This window comes from Pseudomonas sp. TH10, assembly GCF_016651255.1.
Taxonomy (GTDB): Bacteria; Pseudomonadota; Gammaproteobacteria; order Pseudomonadales; family Pseudomonadaceae; genus Aquipseudomonas.
This window is the reverse complement of sequence record NZ_JAEKEG010000065.1, coordinates 16,993-37,229: the sequence shown is the minus strand read 5'-3', so window position 1 is coordinate 37,229 and position 20,237 is coordinate 16,993. Positions and strand designations below refer to the sequence as shown.

At 60.5% G+C, this 20,237-nt stretch carries 14 protein-coding genes and 3 pseudogenes; 5 read left to right on the top strand and 12 right to left on the bottom strand.

Annotated features, from left to right (window positions below; genetic code table 11):
- The 9 genes and pseudogenes from gltB to JFT80_RS10460 all read right to left on the bottom strand — a co-directional run.
- Window positions 1-1,014, bottom strand: a pseudogene (gene gltB / locus JFT80_RS10500) (glutamate synthase large subunit); the annotation flags it as partial.
- 350 nt (window positions 1,015-1,364) lie between these two features.
- The gene (locus JFT80_RS10495) at window positions 1,365-2,960 is read right to left on the bottom strand and encodes an AAA family ATPase (protein WP_201147811.1); all 1,596 of its coding nucleotides are present in this window, start codon (window positions 2,958-2,960) and stop codon (window positions 1,365-1,367) included.
- 10 nt (window positions 2,961-2,970) lie between these two features.
- Window positions 2,971-4,071: a 3-dehydroquinate synthase gene (aroB, locus tag JFT80_RS10490; RefSeq protein ID WP_201147810.1), complete on the bottom strand. Its 1,101-nt coding sequence runs from the start codon at window positions 4,069-4,071 to the stop codon at window positions 2,971-2,973.
- Between the two features lie 150 nt (window positions 4,072-4,221).
- Window positions 4,222-4,740, bottom strand: a complete 519-nt coding sequence (gene aroK / locus JFT80_RS10485) for a shikimate kinase AroK (RefSeq protein ID WP_201147809.1) — start codon at window positions 4,738-4,740, stop codon at window positions 4,222-4,224.
- Between the two features lie 4 nt (window positions 4,741-4,744).
- Window positions 4,745-6,823: a type IV pilus secretin PilQ gene (gene pilQ / locus JFT80_RS10480; RefSeq protein ID WP_201147808.1), complete on the bottom strand. Its 2,079-nt coding sequence runs from the start codon at window positions 6,821-6,823 to the stop codon at window positions 4,745-4,747.
- A gap of 13 nt (window positions 6,824-6,836) precedes the next feature.
- Window positions 6,837-7,365, bottom strand: a pseudogene (locus tag JFT80_RS10475) (pilus assembly protein PilP).
- Entirely contained in the window at window positions 7,362-7,985 is a 624-nt protein-coding gene (gene pilO, locus JFT80_RS10470) for a type 4a pilus biogenesis protein PilO (RefSeq protein WP_201147807.1), read from the bottom strand. The pseudogene JFT80_RS10475 and the gene pilO overlap by 4 nt, the downstream one beginning before the upstream one ends.
- Window positions 7,982-8,548, bottom strand: a complete 567-nt coding sequence (locus JFT80_RS10465) for a PilN domain-containing protein (protein WP_201147806.1) — start codon at window positions 8,546-8,548, stop codon at window positions 7,982-7,984. Before JFT80_RS10465 ends, pilO begins: the two co-directional genes overlap by 4 nt.
- Window positions 8,548-9,612, bottom strand: a complete 1,065-nt coding sequence (locus JFT80_RS10460; protein WP_201147805.1) for a pilus assembly protein PilM — start codon at window positions 9,610-9,612, stop codon at window positions 8,548-8,550. The genes JFT80_RS10465 and JFT80_RS10460 overlap by 1 nt, the downstream gene beginning before the upstream one ends.
- A gap of 219 nt (window positions 9,613-9,831) precedes the next feature.
- Here JFT80_RS10460 and JFT80_RS10455 point away from each other — a divergent pair, with 219 nt between their 5' ends.
- The gene (locus JFT80_RS10455; RefSeq protein WP_374091343.1) at window positions 9,832-12,267 is read left to right on the top strand and encodes a penicillin-binding protein 1A; all 2,436 of its coding nucleotides are present in this window, start codon (window positions 9,832-9,834) and stop codon (window positions 12,265-12,267) included.
- Between the two features lie 194 nt (window positions 12,268-12,461).
- Here the strand turns inward: JFT80_RS10455 and JFT80_RS10450 are convergent, their stop codons facing one another.
- The 3 genes and pseudogenes from JFT80_RS10450 to rpmE form a co-directional block, all read right to left on the bottom strand.
- Window positions 12,462-13,730, bottom strand: coding sequence for a malic enzyme-like NAD(P)-binding protein (locus JFT80_RS10450; protein ID WP_201147803.1), 1,269 nt, complete (start codon window positions 13,728-13,730; stop codon window positions 12,462-12,464).
- 183 nt (window positions 13,731-13,913) lie between these two features.
- Window positions 13,914-14,700: pseudogene (locus tag JFT80_RS10445) on the bottom strand (thermonuclease family protein).
- Between the two features lie 26 nt (window positions 14,701-14,726).
- Window positions 14,727-14,957, bottom strand: coding sequence for a 50S ribosomal protein L31 (gene rpmE / locus JFT80_RS10440; RefSeq protein WP_008080648.1), 231 nt, complete (start codon window positions 14,955-14,957; stop codon window positions 14,727-14,729).
- Between the two features lie 289 nt (window positions 14,958-15,246).
- On the opposite strand from rpmE, the gene JFT80_RS10435 reads away from it, so the two are divergent.
- The 4 genes from JFT80_RS10435 (at window position 15,247) to JFT80_RS10425 (ending at window position 20,146) form a co-directional block, all read left to right on the top strand.
- Complete coding sequence (locus tag JFT80_RS10435; RefSeq protein ID WP_307833071.1) at window positions 15,247-17,268, top strand: primosomal protein N'; 2,022 nt, start codon at window positions 15,247-15,249, stop codon at window positions 17,266-17,268.
- On the top strand, window positions 17,175-17,468 hold the full coding sequence (locus JFT80_RS24100; RefSeq protein WP_242482877.1) for a hypothetical protein: 294 nt from the start codon (window positions 17,175-17,177) through the stop codon (window positions 17,466-17,468). Before JFT80_RS10435 ends, JFT80_RS24100 begins: the two co-directional genes overlap by 94 nt.
- A 223-nt stretch (window positions 17,469-17,691) precedes the next feature.
- Window positions 17,692-19,428 (top strand): arginine--tRNA ligase, encoded by a 1,737-nt coding sequence (argS, locus tag JFT80_RS10430; RefSeq protein ID WP_201147802.1) that lies wholly within the window; start codon window positions 17,692-17,694, stop codon window positions 19,426-19,428.
- Between the two features lies 1 nt (window position 19,429).
- A complete protein-coding gene (locus JFT80_RS10425) occupies window positions 19,430-20,146 on the top strand; it encodes an SPOR domain-containing protein (protein WP_201147801.1) in 717 nt (238 codons plus the stop codon).
- Window positions 20,147-20,237 lie beyond the last annotated feature (91 nt).

Below are 20,237 nucleotides of genomic sequence, written 5' to 3'. Positions count from 1 at the left end.
CGGGCCGTCCCACGGTTCCATGTGCATCGAGTTGTACTCGTAGAACGCACGCAGATCCGGGTCCATGGTTTCAACGTTCTGCCACGCTGGCGGAATGATCATCCGCACGCCACGGAACAGGTCGATGCCACCGGTGACCATCAGTTCAAGCATGTTGTCCATGCTCGAGGAGTCGGAACCGACCCGGTTGACCAGCGGGCCGAGTTCTTCCAGATCCATCAGATCGTTGCTGAACTTTGTCCGACGGGCCTGAGCCCAGTTGCGGTTACCGGTAATGGTGTTGATCTCGCCGTTGTGGGCGAGGAAGCGGAATGGCTGCGCCAGCGGCCATTTCGGCAGGGTGTTGGTGGAGAAGCGCTGGTGGAACACGCAGATCGCGGTTTGCAGGCGCTCGTCGCTGAGATCTGGATAGAACGCGGCCAGATCGGCCGGCATCATCAGGCCTTTGTAGATAATGGTCTTGTGGGAAAAGCTGCAGATGTAGTGATCGGTGTCGGCAGCGTTGGCCACGGACGAACGACGACGGGAACTGAACAGCTTCACGGCCATGTCCTGGTCGCTCAGGCCTTCACCGCCGATGTACACCTGCTCGATCTGCGGCAGACGCTCAAGGGCCAGGCGGCCGAGGACGCTGGTGTCGATTGGCACTTTGCGCCAGCCGATCAGTTGCAGGCCTTCAGCAAGGATCTCGCGGTTCATGTTCTCGCGAGCGGCTTCGGCCTTGGCCGGATCCTGATTGAAGAAGACCATGCCCACGGCATATTGCTTGGGCAGCTCGACGCTGAAGGTTTCCTGGGCAATCGCACGCAGGAAGGCATCGGGCTTTTGAATCAGCAGACCGCAACCGTCACCGGTCTTGCCGTCGGCATTAATCCCACCGCGGTGGGTCATGCAGGTCAGGGCCTCAATGGCCGTTTGCAATAGGGTATGACTGGGTTCGCCCTGCATATGGGCTATCAGGCCGAAACCGCAGTTATCCTTGAATTCATCTGGTTGGTACAGACCTGCTTTCATAGACACTTTCTCACCAGGCTGCCTCTTTTCGAGGCAAATTTCTTTTCAATTCAACCACTTGCATTCCGCGCCGAACGTACGCCGGCTTAGCGGGGGCAAAAGGGTGGTCATTGTACACAGCGACACAGACGCTCACAAATTTGACGACGAAATGTCGCAAATCTATGTCGCATTTGTGAAAGGTTTAAAGCGATCTGCTGTGCTAGTCAAAACTTTTTTAATTCTGACTGCAACGACTCAAAGACTACTATGACGCAGACACCACAAGGCACGCGGTCTGTAGAGACGGCGCGCACAGGCGGAAATATTGAGGTGCCGGGAGAGGCGGCCTGGGTAAGGCCGCCGAATCTTCAGCGAGTTGTTGCCAGTTCCTGTTGGACGCTGGCAACAGTGCGAGGCCAAGGTTTACCAGCCTGAACCTTCGCTGGCAAGGCCTTGATGGCGCTAAGGGCTGCATCACGGTTGGCAAAATTGCCGTAGGTGATCACGTAGAGAGGCTTGCCGTTGAGGACTTTCTTGAAATAACGGTACTCGCCGCCCTGCTCTTTCACGAAGTTTTGCGCAGACGCTTCGGAGCTGGTGCCAAGGATCTGCACCACGTAGTTGCTGGTCGGTTGCCCGGCGTACCAGGTACCACCGGCGCCTTTGGCAGCGGCAGCGGCCGGTTTCTCGGCAGGCTTGGCGGTCGCCACGGCGGCAGGTTTGGCCGGCACAGGCGCGGGTTTGGCGACAGGTGCGGGAGCCGGCTTGGCAGTGGCCACCTGGGTCGGTGCTGGCGCAGGCTTGGCGGCCGGCGTCGGCGCTGGGCCAGGCTGGATTCCGGCCGGCGGCGCAGAAGTGGTCACGGTCGGCGGTGTGGCGCTGGAGCCTTCAACCGGCACGCCATCGTCACCTTCAGTGATGCCACCCGCCGCTTCGGCCAGCGGGCCACGCATGACCGGTTGCGAGTTGCCGACAAGCGGCAACGGCATCGGCTGCGAATTACCGGCGAACTCCACGGCTGGAGCACCGTTGCTGTTAGGTTGCGGTGCACCCTCGCCGAGCGGCAATTGCGCCTGCTCGTTGGCAGGAGCGCCAGTGGTCGGTGCTTTGCTGCGACCTGGCATCAACCAGGCGGCGGCTACCGCGACCACGACTACGGCGGAAATCGCCAATACGTGTTTCTTCGGCATGTTGAACCCCATACTTGGACGCTTGACCGCAGAGCGGCTGGCAATCATGACTTCGATAAGAGCATCGCGAGCGACCTGGTTGATATTGCCAGGCCAACCCTCGGCACTTTCGTGAATATCAGAGATCTGATCCGCGGTGAAAAGTTCGACACCGCGGCCCGCACCTTCCAGCCGCTGGTCGAGATACTCGCGAGTCTCTTCCTCGGTGTACGGCTGCAGTTCGATGACGTGGAAACGCTCTTCCTCGAGGTGCAAAGCCTCAAGCTGAGCGATCAGCGACGACTCACCGAACAGGAAGACATGCGGGCGACCTTCCGGCGCGCCGGCACCCAGCGCCATCAGCGCTTCCAGCGCTGACTCGTCAAGCTGCTCGGCGTCATCCACCAGCAGATAGACTTCCTGCCCGGTCAAGGCCAGCTGTACGACCTGTGACAGGATCGAGCCGATTTCCGGCTGGGCGACATTCAGCGCCTGGGCCACCTGGCGCAGCACGCCGGCGGCATCACCGGCACCGCGGGCGGAAACCACCACACTCTGCACCGATTGCTTGTTGGTACTGGCCACCAGGGCCTGGCGCAACAGGGTCTTGCCGCTGCCTTGCGGGCCAGTGACCACCAGCAGCAACTGGCTATAGCGCGCCAGGTGATGCAGTTGACCCAGCACCGGTTTGCGCTGGGCCGGGAAGAATTTGAAGCCCGGCACCCGCGGCGCGAAGGGGTCGTGACTTAACTGGAAATGGCCGAGGAACGCCTCGTCGGCATGCAAACTAGTCATCGGAATCTTATTAACCTTTAAGCTGAGCCAGGGCGCGGTAATCCGCTCCCAGCGTGGCCTGTAGAACCTCTTTCGGATAATCGGCGGTCACCACCGCTTCGCCCATCCGGCGCAGCAGCACCAGGCGTAGACGACCGTCGATCACTTTTTTGTCGATTGCCATGTGTTCGAGAAAATCGGCTTCGGTCATTTCTGTCGGCGGCACCACCGGCAGACCGGCGCGCTGAAACAGACGGATGCCGCGATCACGCTCCTGCTCACTGATCCAGCCCAGACGCGCGGACATTTCCAGCGCCATCACGGTGCCAGCCGCGACCGCTTCACCATGCAACCAGACACCATAGCCCATGTGGGTCTCGATGGCGTGGCCGAAAGTGTGGCCGAGGTTGAGCGTGGCGCGTACGCCGGTTTCCTTCTCATCGGCGCCGACCACCGCAGCCTTGGCCGCGCAGGAACGCTCAATGGCATATGTCAGGGCTTTCTGATCCAGGGCGCGCAGTGCGTCGACGTTTTCTTCGAGCCAGCTCAGGAACGGCTCGTCGCAGATCAGCCCGTACTTGATGACTTCCGCCAGACCGGCCGAAAGTTCGCGCTCTGGCAAGGTATTCAGGGAGGCGGTATCGATCAGCACGACGTTCGGTTGATAGAACGCGCCGACCATGTTCTTGCCCAGCGGATGGTTGATCCCGGTCTTGCCACCCACCGACGAATCGACCTGGGACAGCAATGTCGTAGGGATCTGGATGAAGTCGACGCCACGCTGATAGCAGGCCGCGGCGAACCCGGCCATGTCGCCGATGACACCGCCGCCAAGAGCGATGACGGTGGTGCGACGGTCATGACGAGCGGTCAGCAGACCATCAAAGATCAGTTGCAGGGTTTCCCAGTTCTTGAAGGCCTCGCCGTCCGGCAATACCACAGAAATTACCGAGAACTGCGCCAGGCTGCGGGTCAGACGTTCGAGATAGAGCGGCGCAACGGTCTCGTTGGAGATGATTGCCACCTGCCGCCCATGAATATGCGGAGCCAGCAACTCGGGCTGATCCAACAAACCTTCGCCAATATGAATCGGGTAGCTGCGCTCGCCTAGATCGACCTTGAGTGTCTGCATGTGTCCCCACAGTGAAGATGGAAGCAGGCGTCCTGCCCTGAATTATCGATGTCCGCGGCCTCTGTTGGTATGACGCCGCTCGCACGCCATCCGCCACAACCTCGACGGGCTGTGACAGGACGCCGAGGATAGCGCATTTCGAGCGATGCTTTAACGGGGCGGCAGTTGCGCGAGGCGGTCGAGAATATCGAGCACCACCATGCGTGGCGGCCGTTCGTCGGTTTCCACCACCAGATCAGCGATTTCCCGATAGAGCGGATCGCGGATTGCCAACAGATCGCGCAGGGTTTTCTCGGGATTGGCGGTGCGCAGCAACGGCCGATTGCGGTCGCGCGCAGTGCGGCCGACCTGCTGTTCGACGGAGGCGTGCAGGTACACGACCCGACCACCGGCATGCAGCGCCCGACGATTGGCTTCGCGCATGACTGCACCGCCGCCGGTCGCCAACACCACGCCATCGCACGCGCACAGCTCGGCAATCATCGCCTGCTCGCGATCACGGAAGCCTGGCTCGCCTTCCTTATCGAAAATCCATGGGATATTGGCACCCGTGCGCAATTCAATTTCCTTGTCGGAATCTTTGAACGGCAGGCGCAGCTCTTTGGCCAGTAACCGGCCGATGGTGCTTTTTCCAGCCCCCATCGGTCCTACAAGAATCAAATTTCGCACAGAATCAACGACTCACAGCAATCGCCTGGTTATTCATGATACGCGGTGTGAGAAACACCAACAGCTCGGATTTTTTCTCCGAAACCACGTCACGCCGGAAAAGGCGGCCAAGATACGGCACATCGCCGAGAAATGGCACCTTATCTACAACCTTGCTTTGAGTATTTGAGAAAACGCCACCGATGACGATGGTCTCGCCATCGTTGACCAACACCTTGGCATTGACCTCGTTTTTCTTGATCGGCGGTACGTCCTGCACCTTGTTCAGGTAATCCGGCTCATCCTTGGTGACCTTGACCTCCATGATGATGCGGTTGTCCGGGGTGATCTGCGGGGTCACTTCCAGCGACAGCGAAGCCTCCTTGAACGACACCGACGTCGCGCCGCTGGAGCTGGCCTCCTGATAAGGAATCTCGGTGCCCTTGAGGATTTTCGCGGTCTCCTTGTCGGAGGTGACCACTTTGGGCTGTGAGACGATTTCACCGTTGCCGGTTTTCTCCATCGCCGTCAGTTCCAGATCGAGCAGGACGTTATCGGTGATGAAGGCAATGCCGATCCCCGAGGTGTTGCCGATGGTGCCCATGTCGACGAACGGCGAGTTGGTGCTGGTGCTGCCCGGCGTGCCGATGGTGGTCGATGAACCGTTACTGACCCCGGAGGTGTTCCAGTTGCCCTTGTTCTGGATCGAGCCGCCCCAGCGCACGCCCAGGCTCTTGTCGTAATCGACGTTGGCCTCGACGATGCGCGCCTCGATCATCACCTGGCGCACCGGAATATCCAGTTGCGCCACGATCCGCCGCAGTTCGTCGAGGCGATTCTGGGTCTGGTAGGCAATGATGTTGTTGGTGCGTTCGTCGACGGTGATCGAACCGCGCTCGTCGATTTTCGCTTCAGCGCTGGTCACCGACTGGAACAGTTTGGCGATGTCCGCGGCCTTGGCATAGTTCACTTGCAGCAATTCACGACGCAGCGGCGCCAGTTCGGCGATCTGCTTTTGCGATTCCAGTTCCTGCCTTTCGCGCGCGGCGATTTCGTCGGCCGGCGCCACCAGCAGCACGTTGCCGATCTTGCGTTTATCCAGCCCTTTGGTTTTCAGCACCAGGTCCAGCGCCTGATCCCACGGCACGTTTTGCAGACGCAAAGTGATGCCGCCCTGCACCGTATCGCTGGCGACCAGATTGAGGTTGGTGAAATCGGCGATCAGTTGCAGCACCGAGCGCACGTCGATGTCCTGAAAGTTCAGCGACAGCTTTTCGCCGACATAGGCCTGGCGGTCGGCATTACGCTTTTGCAGGTCGTCGACGGTCATCGGGCGAATGCTGACGGTGAGCTTATTGTCGGTCTGGAAGGTGGAATACTCGTAAGTACCGCTGGGTTCGATGCTGATGGTCGCACGGTCCCCGGTGGCACTGGCATTGACGAATTGCACCGGCGTGGCGAAATCCTTCACGTCCAGGCGGACTCGCAGGGACTCTGGCAGCTGGGTTCGGGCGAAGCCAAGGATGATCTTGCCCTCGCGCTCTTGAATGTCCGGGGCGATGGATGGATCGGACAGGTCGATGACCACATTGCCCTCGCCCTGGGTGCCACGCTGGAAGTCAACGCTGCGAATAGCCTTGGCTACCGGCGCGTAGGCTTTCGCCGGGGCCGGCGAAGTGACGGCACGCGGCGCGCTGGCGACCGGTCGCGATGCAGCCTTGCTCGCGCCCTGGCCGACAACCACAAACAGGGTGTTGCCTTCGACCCGCGAGGTATAGGGGGACAACTGCGTCAGGTTGATGATCAGACGCGTCCGGTCCTTGGCTTCCACCACCGTGGCACTGCGGGCATTGCCGCCACCCAGGTCGCGGGTCTTGCTGGACAGCTGGATGACCACCCCGGGCAGGTCGAGTGCGATCCGCGCCGGTGACTCGGTGGTGTAGCCCTTGGGCGTGGGAGGCGTGCCATCGAACGACAGCTTCAACTCGATGCGGTCCCCAGGCAGTGCGGCAACGTCCAGCGTCTTCAGATTGGCCGCTTGTGCCATCGGCGAAAGCAGCGCTATCCATAGCGAAATACCGAGGGCTGAGAAAATCCTGTTCATTATTCTAGTCCCACTATGAATGCTCTTTCAAAGGTATGGTTCGCGGCCGTTCCAGCCAGGCTCCCTGGCCGTCGGGGACGATTTCGATCACGTCGACCTGTGAGCCGCTGATGGCGACAATGCGCCCATCGTTGCGCCCAAGAGTAGTCACCGACTTTCAGTCGATGCACGCCGCCAGCCCCGCGCAGCAGCGCAAAGGAGCCGGTTGCATTGGAAATCGTGCCGACCATTTCAAACTGCTCGATGTTGAAACCTTCCAGGTACTGCTTGGCCCGGGCAGGATCAGGCTTGACGTTACGCGAGCCGTGCTTCTGGCCAGCCAGGTCCACCCTGACCTGCCGGGAAAACGGGCTTCGCAGGTTGGCGGCGCTGTAGGTGAACGTCGGGTAGGAGCGGAAAATCGGCGTTGGCTCTATCTTCCCCGGTGGACGCAGGCGAACTTCGTTCATGTAGGCATCGAGGTCGCTGACGTCGTCGCCCTTCCCACAGCCGGCCAACCCGAGCACGACGAGCACCATGGCCAAACAACGGATCGGGCTCATTTCGGCGCCCCCTTGTCGTTATAGCGGTAGGTCTTGGCGAGGATACTCATGCGTAACTTCGTCCCGCCATCCGGGTCGGCCGCAGCAATGTCGAAGTCATGCAGCGTGACGATCCGGGGCAGGCCGGCCACACCGCTGACGAAGGTCGCCAGGTCGTGATAGGCCCCGGTCACGGTGATCTGGATCGGCAGTTCGATATAGAACTGCTGGGTAACTTCCGGCAGCAACTTGATCTCTTCGAACTCCAGCCCACTCCCGAGCCCGGTGCGAGTGATGTCCTCCAGCAGGCCCGGCACCTCGGTGTCGCTGGGCAGTTGGCGCAGCAACACGCCAAAGGAGTTTTCCATCTCTTTCATCTGCTGGGTGTACAGCTCGAGATTGGCGGCCATGCGGGCCTTGGAGGTGAATTGCTCCTTGAGTGTCAGCTCCTCCTCACGCTTGCTGTCCAGCTGGGTTTCCAGGTCGCTGAGGTAAAAGTGATACCCCAGGGCCAGTACCAGCACCATCAGCAGCCCACCCGCGATCGCCTTGATCGCCGGCGGCCATGAGCCGATGTTGTTGGTGTCCAAATCGTTGATATCAACGTTGCGCAGTCCGGCAAACCATTCCGATGGACTCATTGACCGTCCTCCACAGCGGCGGGCTGGGTCTGTCGAACCGTCAACTGGAAGATGTTCGCCTGGTCGAGCTGACCCGCCGTAGTGGCCTTGACCTCGGTCAGGCTGGGGGCATCGAACCAGTCGGAGCCGTCAAGATTGCGCATCAGGTCAGACACGCGATTATTGGACTCGGCAGCACCGGTAATGGACAAGGTAGTGCCGACCATTTTGACTTCGGTGAAATACACCCCGTCCGGCAAGGTGCGCGCCAGCTGGTCGAATATCCGCCCGCTGATTGGCCGATTGCCCTGCAGGTCCTGGATGATACGCATGCGCTCGATGAGCTGCTGGCGGCGTGCCTTCAAGTCGCTGATCTGCTTGATCCGCTCATCGACTACGGCAATCTGCTTGCCGATGTAATCGTTGCGCGCGAGCTGACGGTCAACGGCCGCTGTGATGACCTGGTCCGCAATCAGCACCGCCCCCACGGAGCCCACCAGGACCCCAACGAGGGTCACCAGGAAGCGTTTGCGGCGTTCCTCGCGCAGTTCCTCGCGCCAGGGTAGAAGATTGATCCGCGCCATCAGTCGAAACTCCTGAGCGCGAGCCCGCAGGCAATCATCAGGGCCGGCGCGTCACTGGCCAGCGCCCCGGCATTGACCTTGCTGCTCAGGGCCATGTCGGCAAACGGGTTGGCTACCTGAGTCGGGGTCTTCAGGCGCTGTTCGATCAGGCGGTCCAGCCCCGGCACCGACGCCGTGCCGCCGGCCAGCAGAATATGGTCGACCGCGTTGTACTGGCCGGATGCGAAGAAGAATTGCAGCGAACGCGACACCTGCTGCACCAGCGCCTCGCGAAACGGCTGCAAGACTTCGCTGACGTAATCGTCGGGCAGACCGCCCTGTTTCTTCGCCAGCCCTGCCTGCTCAAGGGTCAGGCCGTAGCGACGCTGGATTTCTTCGGTCAACTGACGCCCCCCGAACAACTGCTCGCGGGTGTAGATAATTCGCCCCTTGTGCAAAACACTGAGGGTGGTCATTGTTGCACCGATGTCGACCACGGCCACGGTCAACTGCCCCTGGGGGCTGGCCAGATGGCCAGTCAGCAGGCCGAACGAGCGCTCCAGCGCATAGGCCTCGACATCGACCACCCGCGCGGTAAGGCCGGCCAGTGCCAGGGCAGCCTCACGGACTTCGACATTTTCCTTGCGGCAGGCGGCCAGCAGCACATTGACTCGTGCCGGGTTTCGCACCGAAGGCCCCTGGACTTCGAAGTCGATGGCGACTTCGTCCAGGGGATAGGGAATGTATTGATCGGCCTCGATCTTCAGCTGGTTTTCCAGCTCGTCGTCGGAGAGGCCGGCATCCATCTCGATTGTCTTGGTGATCACCGCCGAACCGGCCACCGCCACCGCCACATTCCTGAGATTGGTCCTGGCCTTGATCAGCACGCGCGACAATGCCTGCCCGACACCTTCGAGTTCAGCGATATTTTTTTCGATGACTGCATTGGCGGGCAGCGGCTCGACTGCATAGGCCTCAACCCGGTAGCGCTCGCCTTGACGACTTAACTCCAGAAGCTTCACCGACGTGGAGCTGATGTCGATCCCCAGAAGCGTGTTGGCCTTTTTATTGAAGAGTCCCAGCACTACCAATTCCCTATGACTTTCCGTGAGTTACGGACTCTGTAATGTCCATTGCGTTCAACCCGCCCGTCTTGACAGAAGCGCAAATGACGCCCCCGCTAGAAAAGTGCTTATAATGCCCAGCGTTTTTTTCCGCTTTTTACTGCCTGCGCGGGTTGTTCTGTGTGTCGCCGGAACCCCGTCGCCAAATTCATTCTTTGCCCTGGATGTCCAAAAGCCTTGATTCGTCTGCTGAAATTTTTCGGTTGGTCCATCGTCGCCGTTTTCTGCGGACTGCTTTTAGGTCTCAGCGGCGCCTATCTTTACCTTAGTCCGGGTTTGCCGTCTGTGGAGGCCCTGAGAAGCATTCAGTTGCAGATTCCTCTGCGGGTCTACAGCAGCGATAACAAGTTGATCGCAGAATTTGGCGAAATGCGCCGTACTCCGATCCGTTTCGCCGACATTCCGCCCAATTTCATTAATGCGTTACTAAGTGCTGAAGACGACAATTTCGCCAATCACTATGGCGTTGATCCGAGCAGCCTGATGCGCGCCGCGACCCAGTTGGTCAAAAGCGGTCACATCCAGTCCGGCGGCAGCACCATTACCATGCAGGTGGCGAAGAACTTCTTCCTGACCAGCGAACGCAGCTTCTCGCGCAAAACCACCGAGATTTTGCTGGCTCTGCAAATTGAACGGCAGCTGACCAAGGACGAAATCCTTGAGCTGTACGTGAACAAAATCTATCTCGGCAACCGCGCCTATGGCATCGAAGCCGCTGCGCAGGTGTACTACGGCAAGTCGATCCGTGACGTCAGCCTGGCGCAGATGGCGATGATTGCGGGCCTGCCCAAGGCCCCTTCGCGCTTCAATCCGCTGGCCAACCCGGCGCGCAGCAAAGAGCGGCGTGACTGGATCCTGGGCCGCATGTACAAGCTGGGCAAGATCACCGAAGCCGACTACACCGCCGCGATCAACGAGCCGCTCAACGCCAGTTATCACGTCCCGACACCGGAAGTGAACGCCCCCTACATTGCCGAGATGGCCCGCGCCGAAATGGTCGGCCGCTATGGCAGCGACGCTTATACCGAAGGGTTCCGCGTGACCACCACGGTGCCAAGCAACCTGCAGGAAATGGCCAACACGGCGCTTCACGAAGGCCTGATCACTTACGATCAGCGCCACGGTTATCGCGGCCCTGAATCGCGCCTGCCGGGCAAGACCCGCGAAGCCTGGGTCAGCGAGCTGAGCAAACAACGCACCATCAGCAGCCTTGAACCCGCCATCGTCACCCAGGTCGACAAGAACGGCCTGCAAGTGCTGACCCGCACCGGCGAAGAACATGTCGCCTGGGACACCATGAAATGGGCGCGGCCGTTCCTCAACACCAACAGCATGGGCGCCAACCCGCGCCAGCCGTCGGATGTTGCCCAGGTCGGCGATCTGGTGCGTGTGCAGCGCCAGAAGGACAATTCGCTGAAATTCAGCCAGCTCCCGCAGGCACAAGGTGCACTGGTGTCGCTGGATCCGCAAAACGGCGCGATTCGCTCGCTGGTCGGCGGTTTCGCTTTCGAGCAGAGCAACTACAACCGCGCCATGCAGGCCAAGCGTCAGCCGGGTTCGAGCTTCAAGCCGTTCGTCTACAGTGCGGCGCTGGATAACGGCTACACCGCCGCCACGCTGGTCAACGACGCGCCAATCGTGTTTGTCGACGAGTACCTCGACAAGGTCTGGCGTCCGAAGAACGACACCAACACCTTCCTCGGCCCGATCCGCCTGCGTGAAGGTTTGTACAAGTCGCGCAACCTGGTGTCGATCCGCTTGGTGCAAGCGATGGGCGTTAGCAAGACCATCGACTACATCAGCCGATTTGGTTTCAACAAGCAGGATCTGCCGCCGAACCTGTCGCTGGCCCTGGGTACCGCGACGCTGACACCGATGGAGATCGCCACCGGATGGAGTACGTTCGCCAACGGTGGTTACAAGATCACGCCTTACGTTATCGACAAGATCGAAAGCCGTAACGGCGACACCCTGTTCGTCGCCAACCCGCCAACCGTGCCTAAGGGCGAAGTCGTCAGCGATGGCATCGCGGCACCAGCGGCCAGCGCTATCACGGTCAATGCAACGCCTGCGGACGCCTCAAGTAGCCAGCCTGCGCAGTCACCTGCAGTGGCTGAGCGGATTGTCGATGGTCGCACCACGTACATCCTCAACAGCATGTTGCAGGACGTGATCAAGCTCGGCACTGGCCGTCGTGCACTGGCCATGGGCCGCAGTGACATCGCTGGTAAAACCGGTACCACCAACGAATCGAAAGACGCCTGGTTCTCCGGTTACAACGCCGATTACGTGACCACTGTCTGGACCGGTTTCGACCAGCCGGAAAGCCTCGGTCGTCGCGAATTCGGCGGCACCGTGGCGCTGCCGATCTGGATGAACTACATGTCGGCTGCGCTGAAGGACAAGCCGCCTCACGTCCAGCCTGAGCCGGAAGGTTTGCTGAGTCTGCGGGTGGATCCGGTGAGCGGTCGCGCGGCAACGCCAAGCACGCCGGGTGCGTACTTCGAGCTGTTCAAGGCTGAAGACACGCCGCCGTCGGTGAATGAGCTGGGTAACGGCGCTGTACCGGGCAGCCCGCTGCCAGCGGATGAGCAGGCGCCGATCGATCTGTTCTGATCCGCAGCTACTGAAAAGCCCCGCCTTCGTGAGAAGTGCGGGGCTTTTTTACAGCCAGGATCAAAAGATCGCAGCCTTCGGCAGCGCCTACAGGGGAACGTGATCTCCCGCAGGACCTGTCGAAGGCTGTGATCCTTTGATTGTCCGGGCAAAAAAAACCCGGCCACTGACCGGGTTTTCCTGAGTGCTACGGCTTAGCCGTTGAACACGTCATCCACGCTTTTCAGCGGGTAGTTCTTCGGATACGGCAGGGTGGCCACACCGGTCTCGATCGCGGCTTTGGCCACAGCGTCGGAGATCAGGGTGATCAGGCGCTTGTCCATTGGCTTCGGAATGATGTACTCACGACCGAATTCCAGCGGAGCACCACCGTAGGCGTCGCACACGTCCTGAGGCACTGGCAGCTTGGCCAGTTCACGCAGGGCGTTGGCGGCAGCCACTTTCATTTCTTCGTTGATACGCTTGGCGCGAACGTCCAGAGCACCACGGAAGATGAATGGGAAGCCCAGTACGTTGTTGACCTGGTTCGGGTAGTCCGAACGGCCGGTCGCCATGATCACGTCGTTGCGGGTGGCGTGCGCCAGTTCCGGGGAGATTTCCGGATCCGGGTTCGAGCAGGCGAACACGATCGGGTTGGCCGCCATCGACAGCAGGCCTTCAGCGCTCAGCAGGTTCGGGCCGGACAGACCGACGAACACGTCAGCGCCTTGCAGAGCGTCAGCCAGGCTGCGCTTCTCGGTGGCGTGGGCGAATACGGCTTTGTACTGGTTCAGGTCGTCACGGCCGGAGTGGATCACGCCGGTACGGTCAACCATGAAGATGTTTTCGATGCGTGCGCCCATGCTCACCAGCAATTTCATGCAGGAGATGGCGGCAGCACCAGCGCCCAGGCAGACGATCTTGGCGTCTGGCAGGGTTTTGCCGGCGATTTCCAGGGCGTTGATCATGCCCGCAGCGGTCACGATCGCGGTGCCGTGCTGGTCATCGTGGAATACTGGAATGTCGCACTGCTCGATCAGAGCACGTTCGATTTCAAAGCACTCAGGCGCCTTGATGTCTTCCAGGTTGATACCACCGAAGGTGATGGAAATGCGTTTTACGGTGTCGATAAAGGCTTGCGGGCTTTCGGAGTCGACTTCGATGTCGAAAACGTCGATGCCGGCGAAGCGCTTGAACAGCACGCCTTTACCTTCCATCACTGGCTTGGAAGCCAGTGGGCCGAGGTTACCCAGGCCCAGAATCGCGGTGCCATCGGAAATGACTGCAACCAGGTTGCCCTTGCCGGTGTATTTGTAGGCCAGTTCAGGATCGCGAGCGATCTCACGCACTGGTTCAGCTACGCCGGGGCTATAGGCCAGCGACAAGTCGCGAGCAGTAGCAGTGGCCTTGGTGAGCTCGACACTCAGCTTTCCTGGACGAGGATTGGCATGATATTCGAGAGCGGCAGTTTTCAGATCAGACATTTTGGCATTCCGCTTTTTACTGTTGGACAGACTGGTCAGCGAGGATACGCGCCTCGCAAAGTCCCCACAAGACTGAGCGGTCACCCCTGTCAAGCGCCCTGCCCTACGACTTTGGGCCAAGAGCCACGGCGCACAAGGGCTTGACTGTTCACAATCGACAGAAAAAATGTCTACAATTTTTATTCAGCGTGCGCTCTGCAACATCGAAGGATCGGTCAATGGCAAAAGCCAACGCGCCTGTCCGTTTTTCAATTCGCCACGTCTTGACCTGTCAACGACCCAGCCTCGAGCCTCGACCTGCCTGCCCTGCAGTTGCTCCAGCGCCGAAAGGTCGAAGCGCTTCAGTAGATTCGGCGCAACCCGCAGCACAACTGAATCCTGCAACTCGATCCAGATTCCGCCACGATTGCGCTGAACCTTGCTCACACGCCACCCACAACGGCAAACCCGGAACCTCTGATTTGCCCTGCTTCAATCACAGGGGACTGGCGCCACAACCCGAGTCTGGCCTGACGAGCACTTTGCTCGGCGGCTTGCTGGCAGGCCGCCAGATCGACATTAGGGGCCACCGCCACCTGGAAACCCAGGCCCTCGGCAAGCATTTGCGCTTCAAGATTGGCACCATCGGCACCGTAGACATGGGCCAGGGTTCGGCCATGGCGGTCTTTACGCTCTTTTCCGGGAAGCAGACCGACCCGCCCGGCGCTCGCCGCTACCAGGGCCTCCAGATGCTTGCGCGCCGCGACAGCAAAGGGCTCGTCAGTGCGGCCTTTCTTGCCAAGCTCTGGAGTGTTCAGGCCGATCATCCGCACATTGCGGCCATCGGTCAGCCGCAACGTGTCACCGTCGACGACTCGCTGTACCTGAGCCTGTGCCAGGCTGCTGGGTGCAGGGCAGAAGGCCTGGGCGCCGGAAAGCCAAATCGCGGACACAAAAAGGCGCCCGCGAGGGACGCCTTTTTCAACAGCAAGGAGAGGCCCAAAGGGCCCTTCAACCTTACTCTGCAGCAGCTGGAGCTTTCTTGCCGAAAGCGCCGAAACGGTCTGCGAAGCGCTGTACACGACCGCCAGTATCCAGAGTCTTCTGCTTACCGGTGTAGAACGGGTGGCACTCGTTGCATACGTCAGTACCCAGTGGCTTGCACAGGTTCGAACGAGTTTCGAACTTGTTGCCGCAGCTGCAAGTTACTTCGATGGTTTCGTATGCTGGATGGATATCGGCTTTCATGGTGTATTCCTCAGGCTAGCGTGCCGCCACTCAACACTATTGTTGAATACCGCACGTAATTAGGCCGCGGATTCTACCAGACAATCCCGATCACGCAAGCTGTCCCTTCTACCGACCGTCTGCTAGGCTCGCGACTTAAAGCACCCTCCCTGCAGGAGCGGGCTTGCTCGCGAAAGCGCTGTATCCGTTAGCACCATGGCGTCTGAGTCAACGCTTTCGCGAGCAAGCCTGCCCACACAGGTTTCATGCCCAGCCTGCATTTATTGCTCGCCCACAGAGACTCCCCCGCGTGCCCGACGCCATTTTGCGCCTAGCCCTGCCTTCGCCCCTGCGCCGCCTGTTCGATTACCGTGCTCCCGCCGGGGTCTTGCGTGCCCAGTTGCAACCGGGCATGCGCCTGAGGGTGCCGTTCGGCAGGCGGGAGATGATCGGGATCCTGGTAGAAGTCACCGATACCAGCGAAGTGCCTGTCGACAAGCTCAAGCCGGCCCTGGCCCTGCTCGACGTCACCGCGCCTTTGCCGCCGGCACTGTTCAAGCTGTGCCTGTGGACCTCCCAGTACTACCAGCATAGCCTCGGCGACACCTTGAGCTGGGCGCTGCCCGTGCTGATGCGCCAGGGTGAGCTGGCCGAAGCGCGGCAGGAGCGCTTCTGGTCGGCCGCACCCGGGGCCAGCCTCGATGACCCGCGTATCGCTCGCGCCCCGCGACAGCGCGAGGCCCTGGCTACCCTGGCCCAGCATCCCCACGGCGTGGCCCACCAGCTGCTGAGCAAGCTGATGCTGAGCAAGGACAGCCTGGATCTGCTGCTGGCCAAGGACCTGGTGCAGGTGGAAATCCGCAAGCATGCCCCGGGTGCCCGTCACGAACACTGGCTGGCCCAGCCGGAGCTGCCGCTCAACCCCGAGCAACGTGCGGCCTATGAAGCCATTCGCGCCGGCTTTGACAGTTATCACGCGTTCCTGCTGGCGGGCGTTACAGGCAGCGGCAAAACCGAAGTCTATCTACAACTCATCCGCGAAACCCTTGAAGCCGGAAAGCAGGCATTGGTGCTGATCCCGGAAATCAACCTGGGACCGCAAACCCTCGCGCGCTTCGAGCAACGTTTCAATGCACGCATCGCGCTGATTCACTCGGGGATCAACGACCGCGAACGCCTCGAAGCCTGGCTCGCCGCCCGGGATGGCGATGCCGACATTATTATCGGCACCCGCTCGGCACTGTTCACTCCGATGAAAAACCCCGGGCTGATCATCATCGACGAAGAGCACGACGGCTCCTATAAACAGCAGGAAGGTCTGCGTTATCACGCTCGCGACCTGGCGCTGGTGCGCGCTCGCCAGGAAAACATCCCGATCGTCCTCGGTTCGGCCACGCCTTCGCTGGAGAGCCTGCACAATGCCTACACCGGCCGTTACGGGTTGCTGCGCTTGAACGAGCGCGCCGGTGGCGCCAAGCAACCGCGTTTCCTGCGCCTGGACGTAAAGAGCCGTCCGCTGGATAGTGGTATTTCCGGCCCCATGCAGCAGGCGATCGGCCAGACCCTGGCTGCCGGGCAACAGGTATTGGTATTTCTCAACCGCCGGGGTTTTGCCCCGACTCTGCTGTGCCACGACTGCGGCTGGATGTCTGAATGCCAACGCTGTGATGCGCGAATGACCGTGCACCAACGCTCCGGCGAACTGCGCTGCCACCATTGCGGCTATGTCGAACGCGTGCCTCGGCATTGCCCGAAATGCGCGAAAGTGGATTTGCGCCCGGTAGGGGCTGGCACCGAGCGCGCCGAAGAGCGGCTGGCGATTTTGTTTCCAGAGGTTCCGGTACTGCGCGTAGACCGCGACAGCACTTCGCGCAAGGACGCCATGAACCAGTTGTTCGCGACCATCCAGAAGGGCCAGCCGTGCATTCTGGTCGGCACGCAGATGCTTGCCAAAGGTCATCACTTCCCCAGGGTGACCCTGGTGTCGATCCTGGATGCCGACGGCGGCCTGTTTTCCGGCGACTTCCGCGCCAGCGAGCGCATGGCCCAGCTGATAGTGCAGGTCGCCGGGCGTGCCGGGCGTGCCGAGGAACCAGGCAGGGTGATCATCCAGACTCACCTGGCCGATCATCCGCTGCTGGTGCAACTGACCGAGCAGGGTTATTTCGCCTTTGCCGAGCAGGCATTGAGCGAGCGCCGCGCTCGGCGGGCCTGCCACCCTTTGCCCACCTGGCGCTTTTGCGCGCAGAGGCACACAAACCGGGGCAGGCCGAAGGCTTTCTTGACGAAGCATGCAGCGAGGCCGAGCGTTTGCTGGCCGAGCAGAATTTGACCGGCATTGAGCTGCTTGGACCGGTGCCCGCGCCGATGGAGCGACGGGCCGGGCGTTATCGTGCGCAGTTGTTATTGCAGGCGACGGCGCGGGCGCCGCTGCACCGGTTGCTGGCCAGTTGGTTGCTGGTACTGGAGCAGATGCCGAGTGGGCGCGCGGTGCGCTGGTCGCTGGATGTCGACCCCGTCGACTTGTATTGAGGGTCAAAAGATCGTCCGAACGCGGCCCGAGCCTTCGGCAGCTCCTACCCCGATTGCGCTTCTCTGCAGGAGCTGCCGAAGGCTGCGATCTTTGCCGCTTTTGTCACCACATATCCATAAGCTGCCTGCTAAGGTTGGCAAGCCCGACTTCGCAACGGATAATGCCCAGTTTTTCCACCCGCGCATCGATGCGCCGCCGCGCTTGCGGTCGAAAGAGAAGACCATGAAAGACACCATTCGCCAGCTGATCCAACAAGCCCTCACCCAACTCGTCAACGAAGGTGTGTTGCCTGAAGGCCTGTCGCCGGCGATTCAGGTGGAGAACGCTCGTGACAAGACCCACGGCGACTTCGCCAGCAACATCGCCATGATGCTGGCCAAGCCTGCGGGCATGAAGCCGCGCGATCTGGCGGAAAAAATCATCGCCGCGCTGCCGGCTGACGAAAACGTCACCAAGGCTGAAATTGCCGGCCCGGGCTTCATCAACTTTTTCCAGAACACCCAGGCTTTGGCCAATCGCCTCGAAGCCGCTTTGGCCGACGAGCACCTTGGCGTGCGCAAGGCAGGCCCGACCCAACGCACCGTGATCGACCTGTCCGCACCCAACCTCGCCAAGGAAATGCACGTCGGCCACTTGCGCTCGACCATCATCGGCGACGGTGTAGCGCGAGTTCTTGAATTTCTCGGCGATGAAGTGATCCGTCAGAACCACGTTGGCGATTGGGGCACCCAGTTCGGCATGCTGATGGCCTATTTGCAGGAAAACCCGATCACCAGCGACGAGCTGTCTGACCTGGAAAACTTCTACCGCGCCGCCAAACAGCGTTTCGATGAATCCGAAGAGTTCGCCGACCGCGCCCGCGGCCTGGTGGTCAAGCTGCAGGCTGGCGATGCCGAGTGCCTGGGGCTGTGGACCAAGTTCAAAGACATCTCGCTGTCGCACTGCCAGAAAATCTACGAGTTGCTGAACGTCAAGCTGACCATGGCCGACGTGATGGGCGAAAGCGCCTACAACGACGACCTGATCAATGTGGTCAACGACCTCAAGGCCGCCGGCATGCTGGTGGAGAGCAACGGCGCCCAGTGCGTGTTCCTCGACGAATTCAAAAACGCCGACGGCGACCCGCTGCCGGTGATCATCGTCAAGGCCGATGGCGGCTACCTGTACGCCACCACCGACCTGGCGGCCGTGCGCTACCGCAGTGGCACGCTGAAGGCTGATCGCGCGCTGTACTTCGTCGATCAGCGTCAGGCCCTGCACTTCCAGCAAGTGTTCGCCGTGGCGCGCAAGGCCGGTTTCGTCACCCATCCGATGGAGATGGAGCACATGGGCTTCGGCACCATGAATGGCGCGGATGGCCGTCCGTTCAAGACTCGTGATGGCGGTACCGTGAAACTCGTTGATCTGCTGATCGAAGCAGAAGATCGCGCTTTCAAACTGGTACAGGAAAAGAATCCGGACTTGCCAGTCGAAGCGCTGAAAGAAATCGCGAAAGTCGTGGGTATCGACTCGGTGAAGTACGCCGACCTGTCCAAGCACCGCGCCAGCGACTACAGCTTCAACTTCGATCTGATGCTGAATTTCGAAGGCAACACGGCTCCCTACCTGCTTTACGCCTACACCCGTGCTGCCGGCGTTTTCCGCAAGCTGGAAAAGGACTTCAGCGAAGTACAAGGGCAAATCGTCCTTGAAGCCGAACTTGAGCAAGAACTAGGCACCAAACTGGCACAATTCGGTGAAGTTCTGAACGGTGTGGCGGAAAAAGGCACCCCGCACATTCTCTGCACCTATCTTTACGATCTGGCCAGTCTGTTCTCCAGCTTCTATGAGAACTGCCCGATCCTGAAAGCCGAAACGCCAGACCAGATGCAAAGCCGTCTGCGCCTCGCCGCGCTGACCGGTCGCACTCTCAAGCAAGGCCTGGAGCTGTTGGGCCTGAAAGTCCTGGAGCAAATGTAAGTTGGCTGCCAAGAAAAAACCTGCACCCAAGCGTGGCGCCAGCCGTTATCAAGCTCCTGCGAAGCAACCGATTCCGGGTTGGCTATGGATGGCCATCGGCCTGACGGTCGGCGCGTTCATCGTGTTCCTGATGAAGCTGGAGCCGGGCAAGGGTAGCGACACGGTCAAGCGCGAGAAAATCGAACAAGCGCAACAGCAGAAAGCGTCGAAAATCGCCGAGGCCAACAAGACCCCGCCGAGCCCGACGCAACCGGTGAAGCCGAAGTACGACTTCTACACGTTGCTGCCGGAATCGGAAGTCATCGTGCCTGCCGATGCCGTGCCGGAAAAAACCTTGCCGACACCCCAGGTGCCCGCGATTCCGACCACTCCGGTGACGCCGGAGCAGGCCGCCAAGATCGACACTGCGCGGGCGCAGGCAGCACTGGCCGGGATTACCCCACCGCCAGCGCCGCCGGTGAGCAAGGCCGCACCGGTGACCAAGTTCTTCCTCCAGGCCGGTTCGTTCCGCAAGGAAACCGATGCCGACAAGGTGCGCGCGCAGATCATTCTGCTCGGTCAGGCGGTGGCGGTTGAATCCGGCACGGTCAAGGATGAAACCTGGTACCGCGTACTGGTCGGCCCGTTCAGCAACCGTGAACAGCTGACCACTGCCCAGAAACAACTGGCCGGCGCCGGCTTCAGCAACCTGTTGTTACAACAACGCCAAAGCCGCTGAGTTCTTGCCATCGCAGCTCCCTCAGGAGACAACAATCCCTGTAGGAGCTGCCGCACCGCTCGTCCTCTCTCCCTCCCCGCAGTTGAAAAAC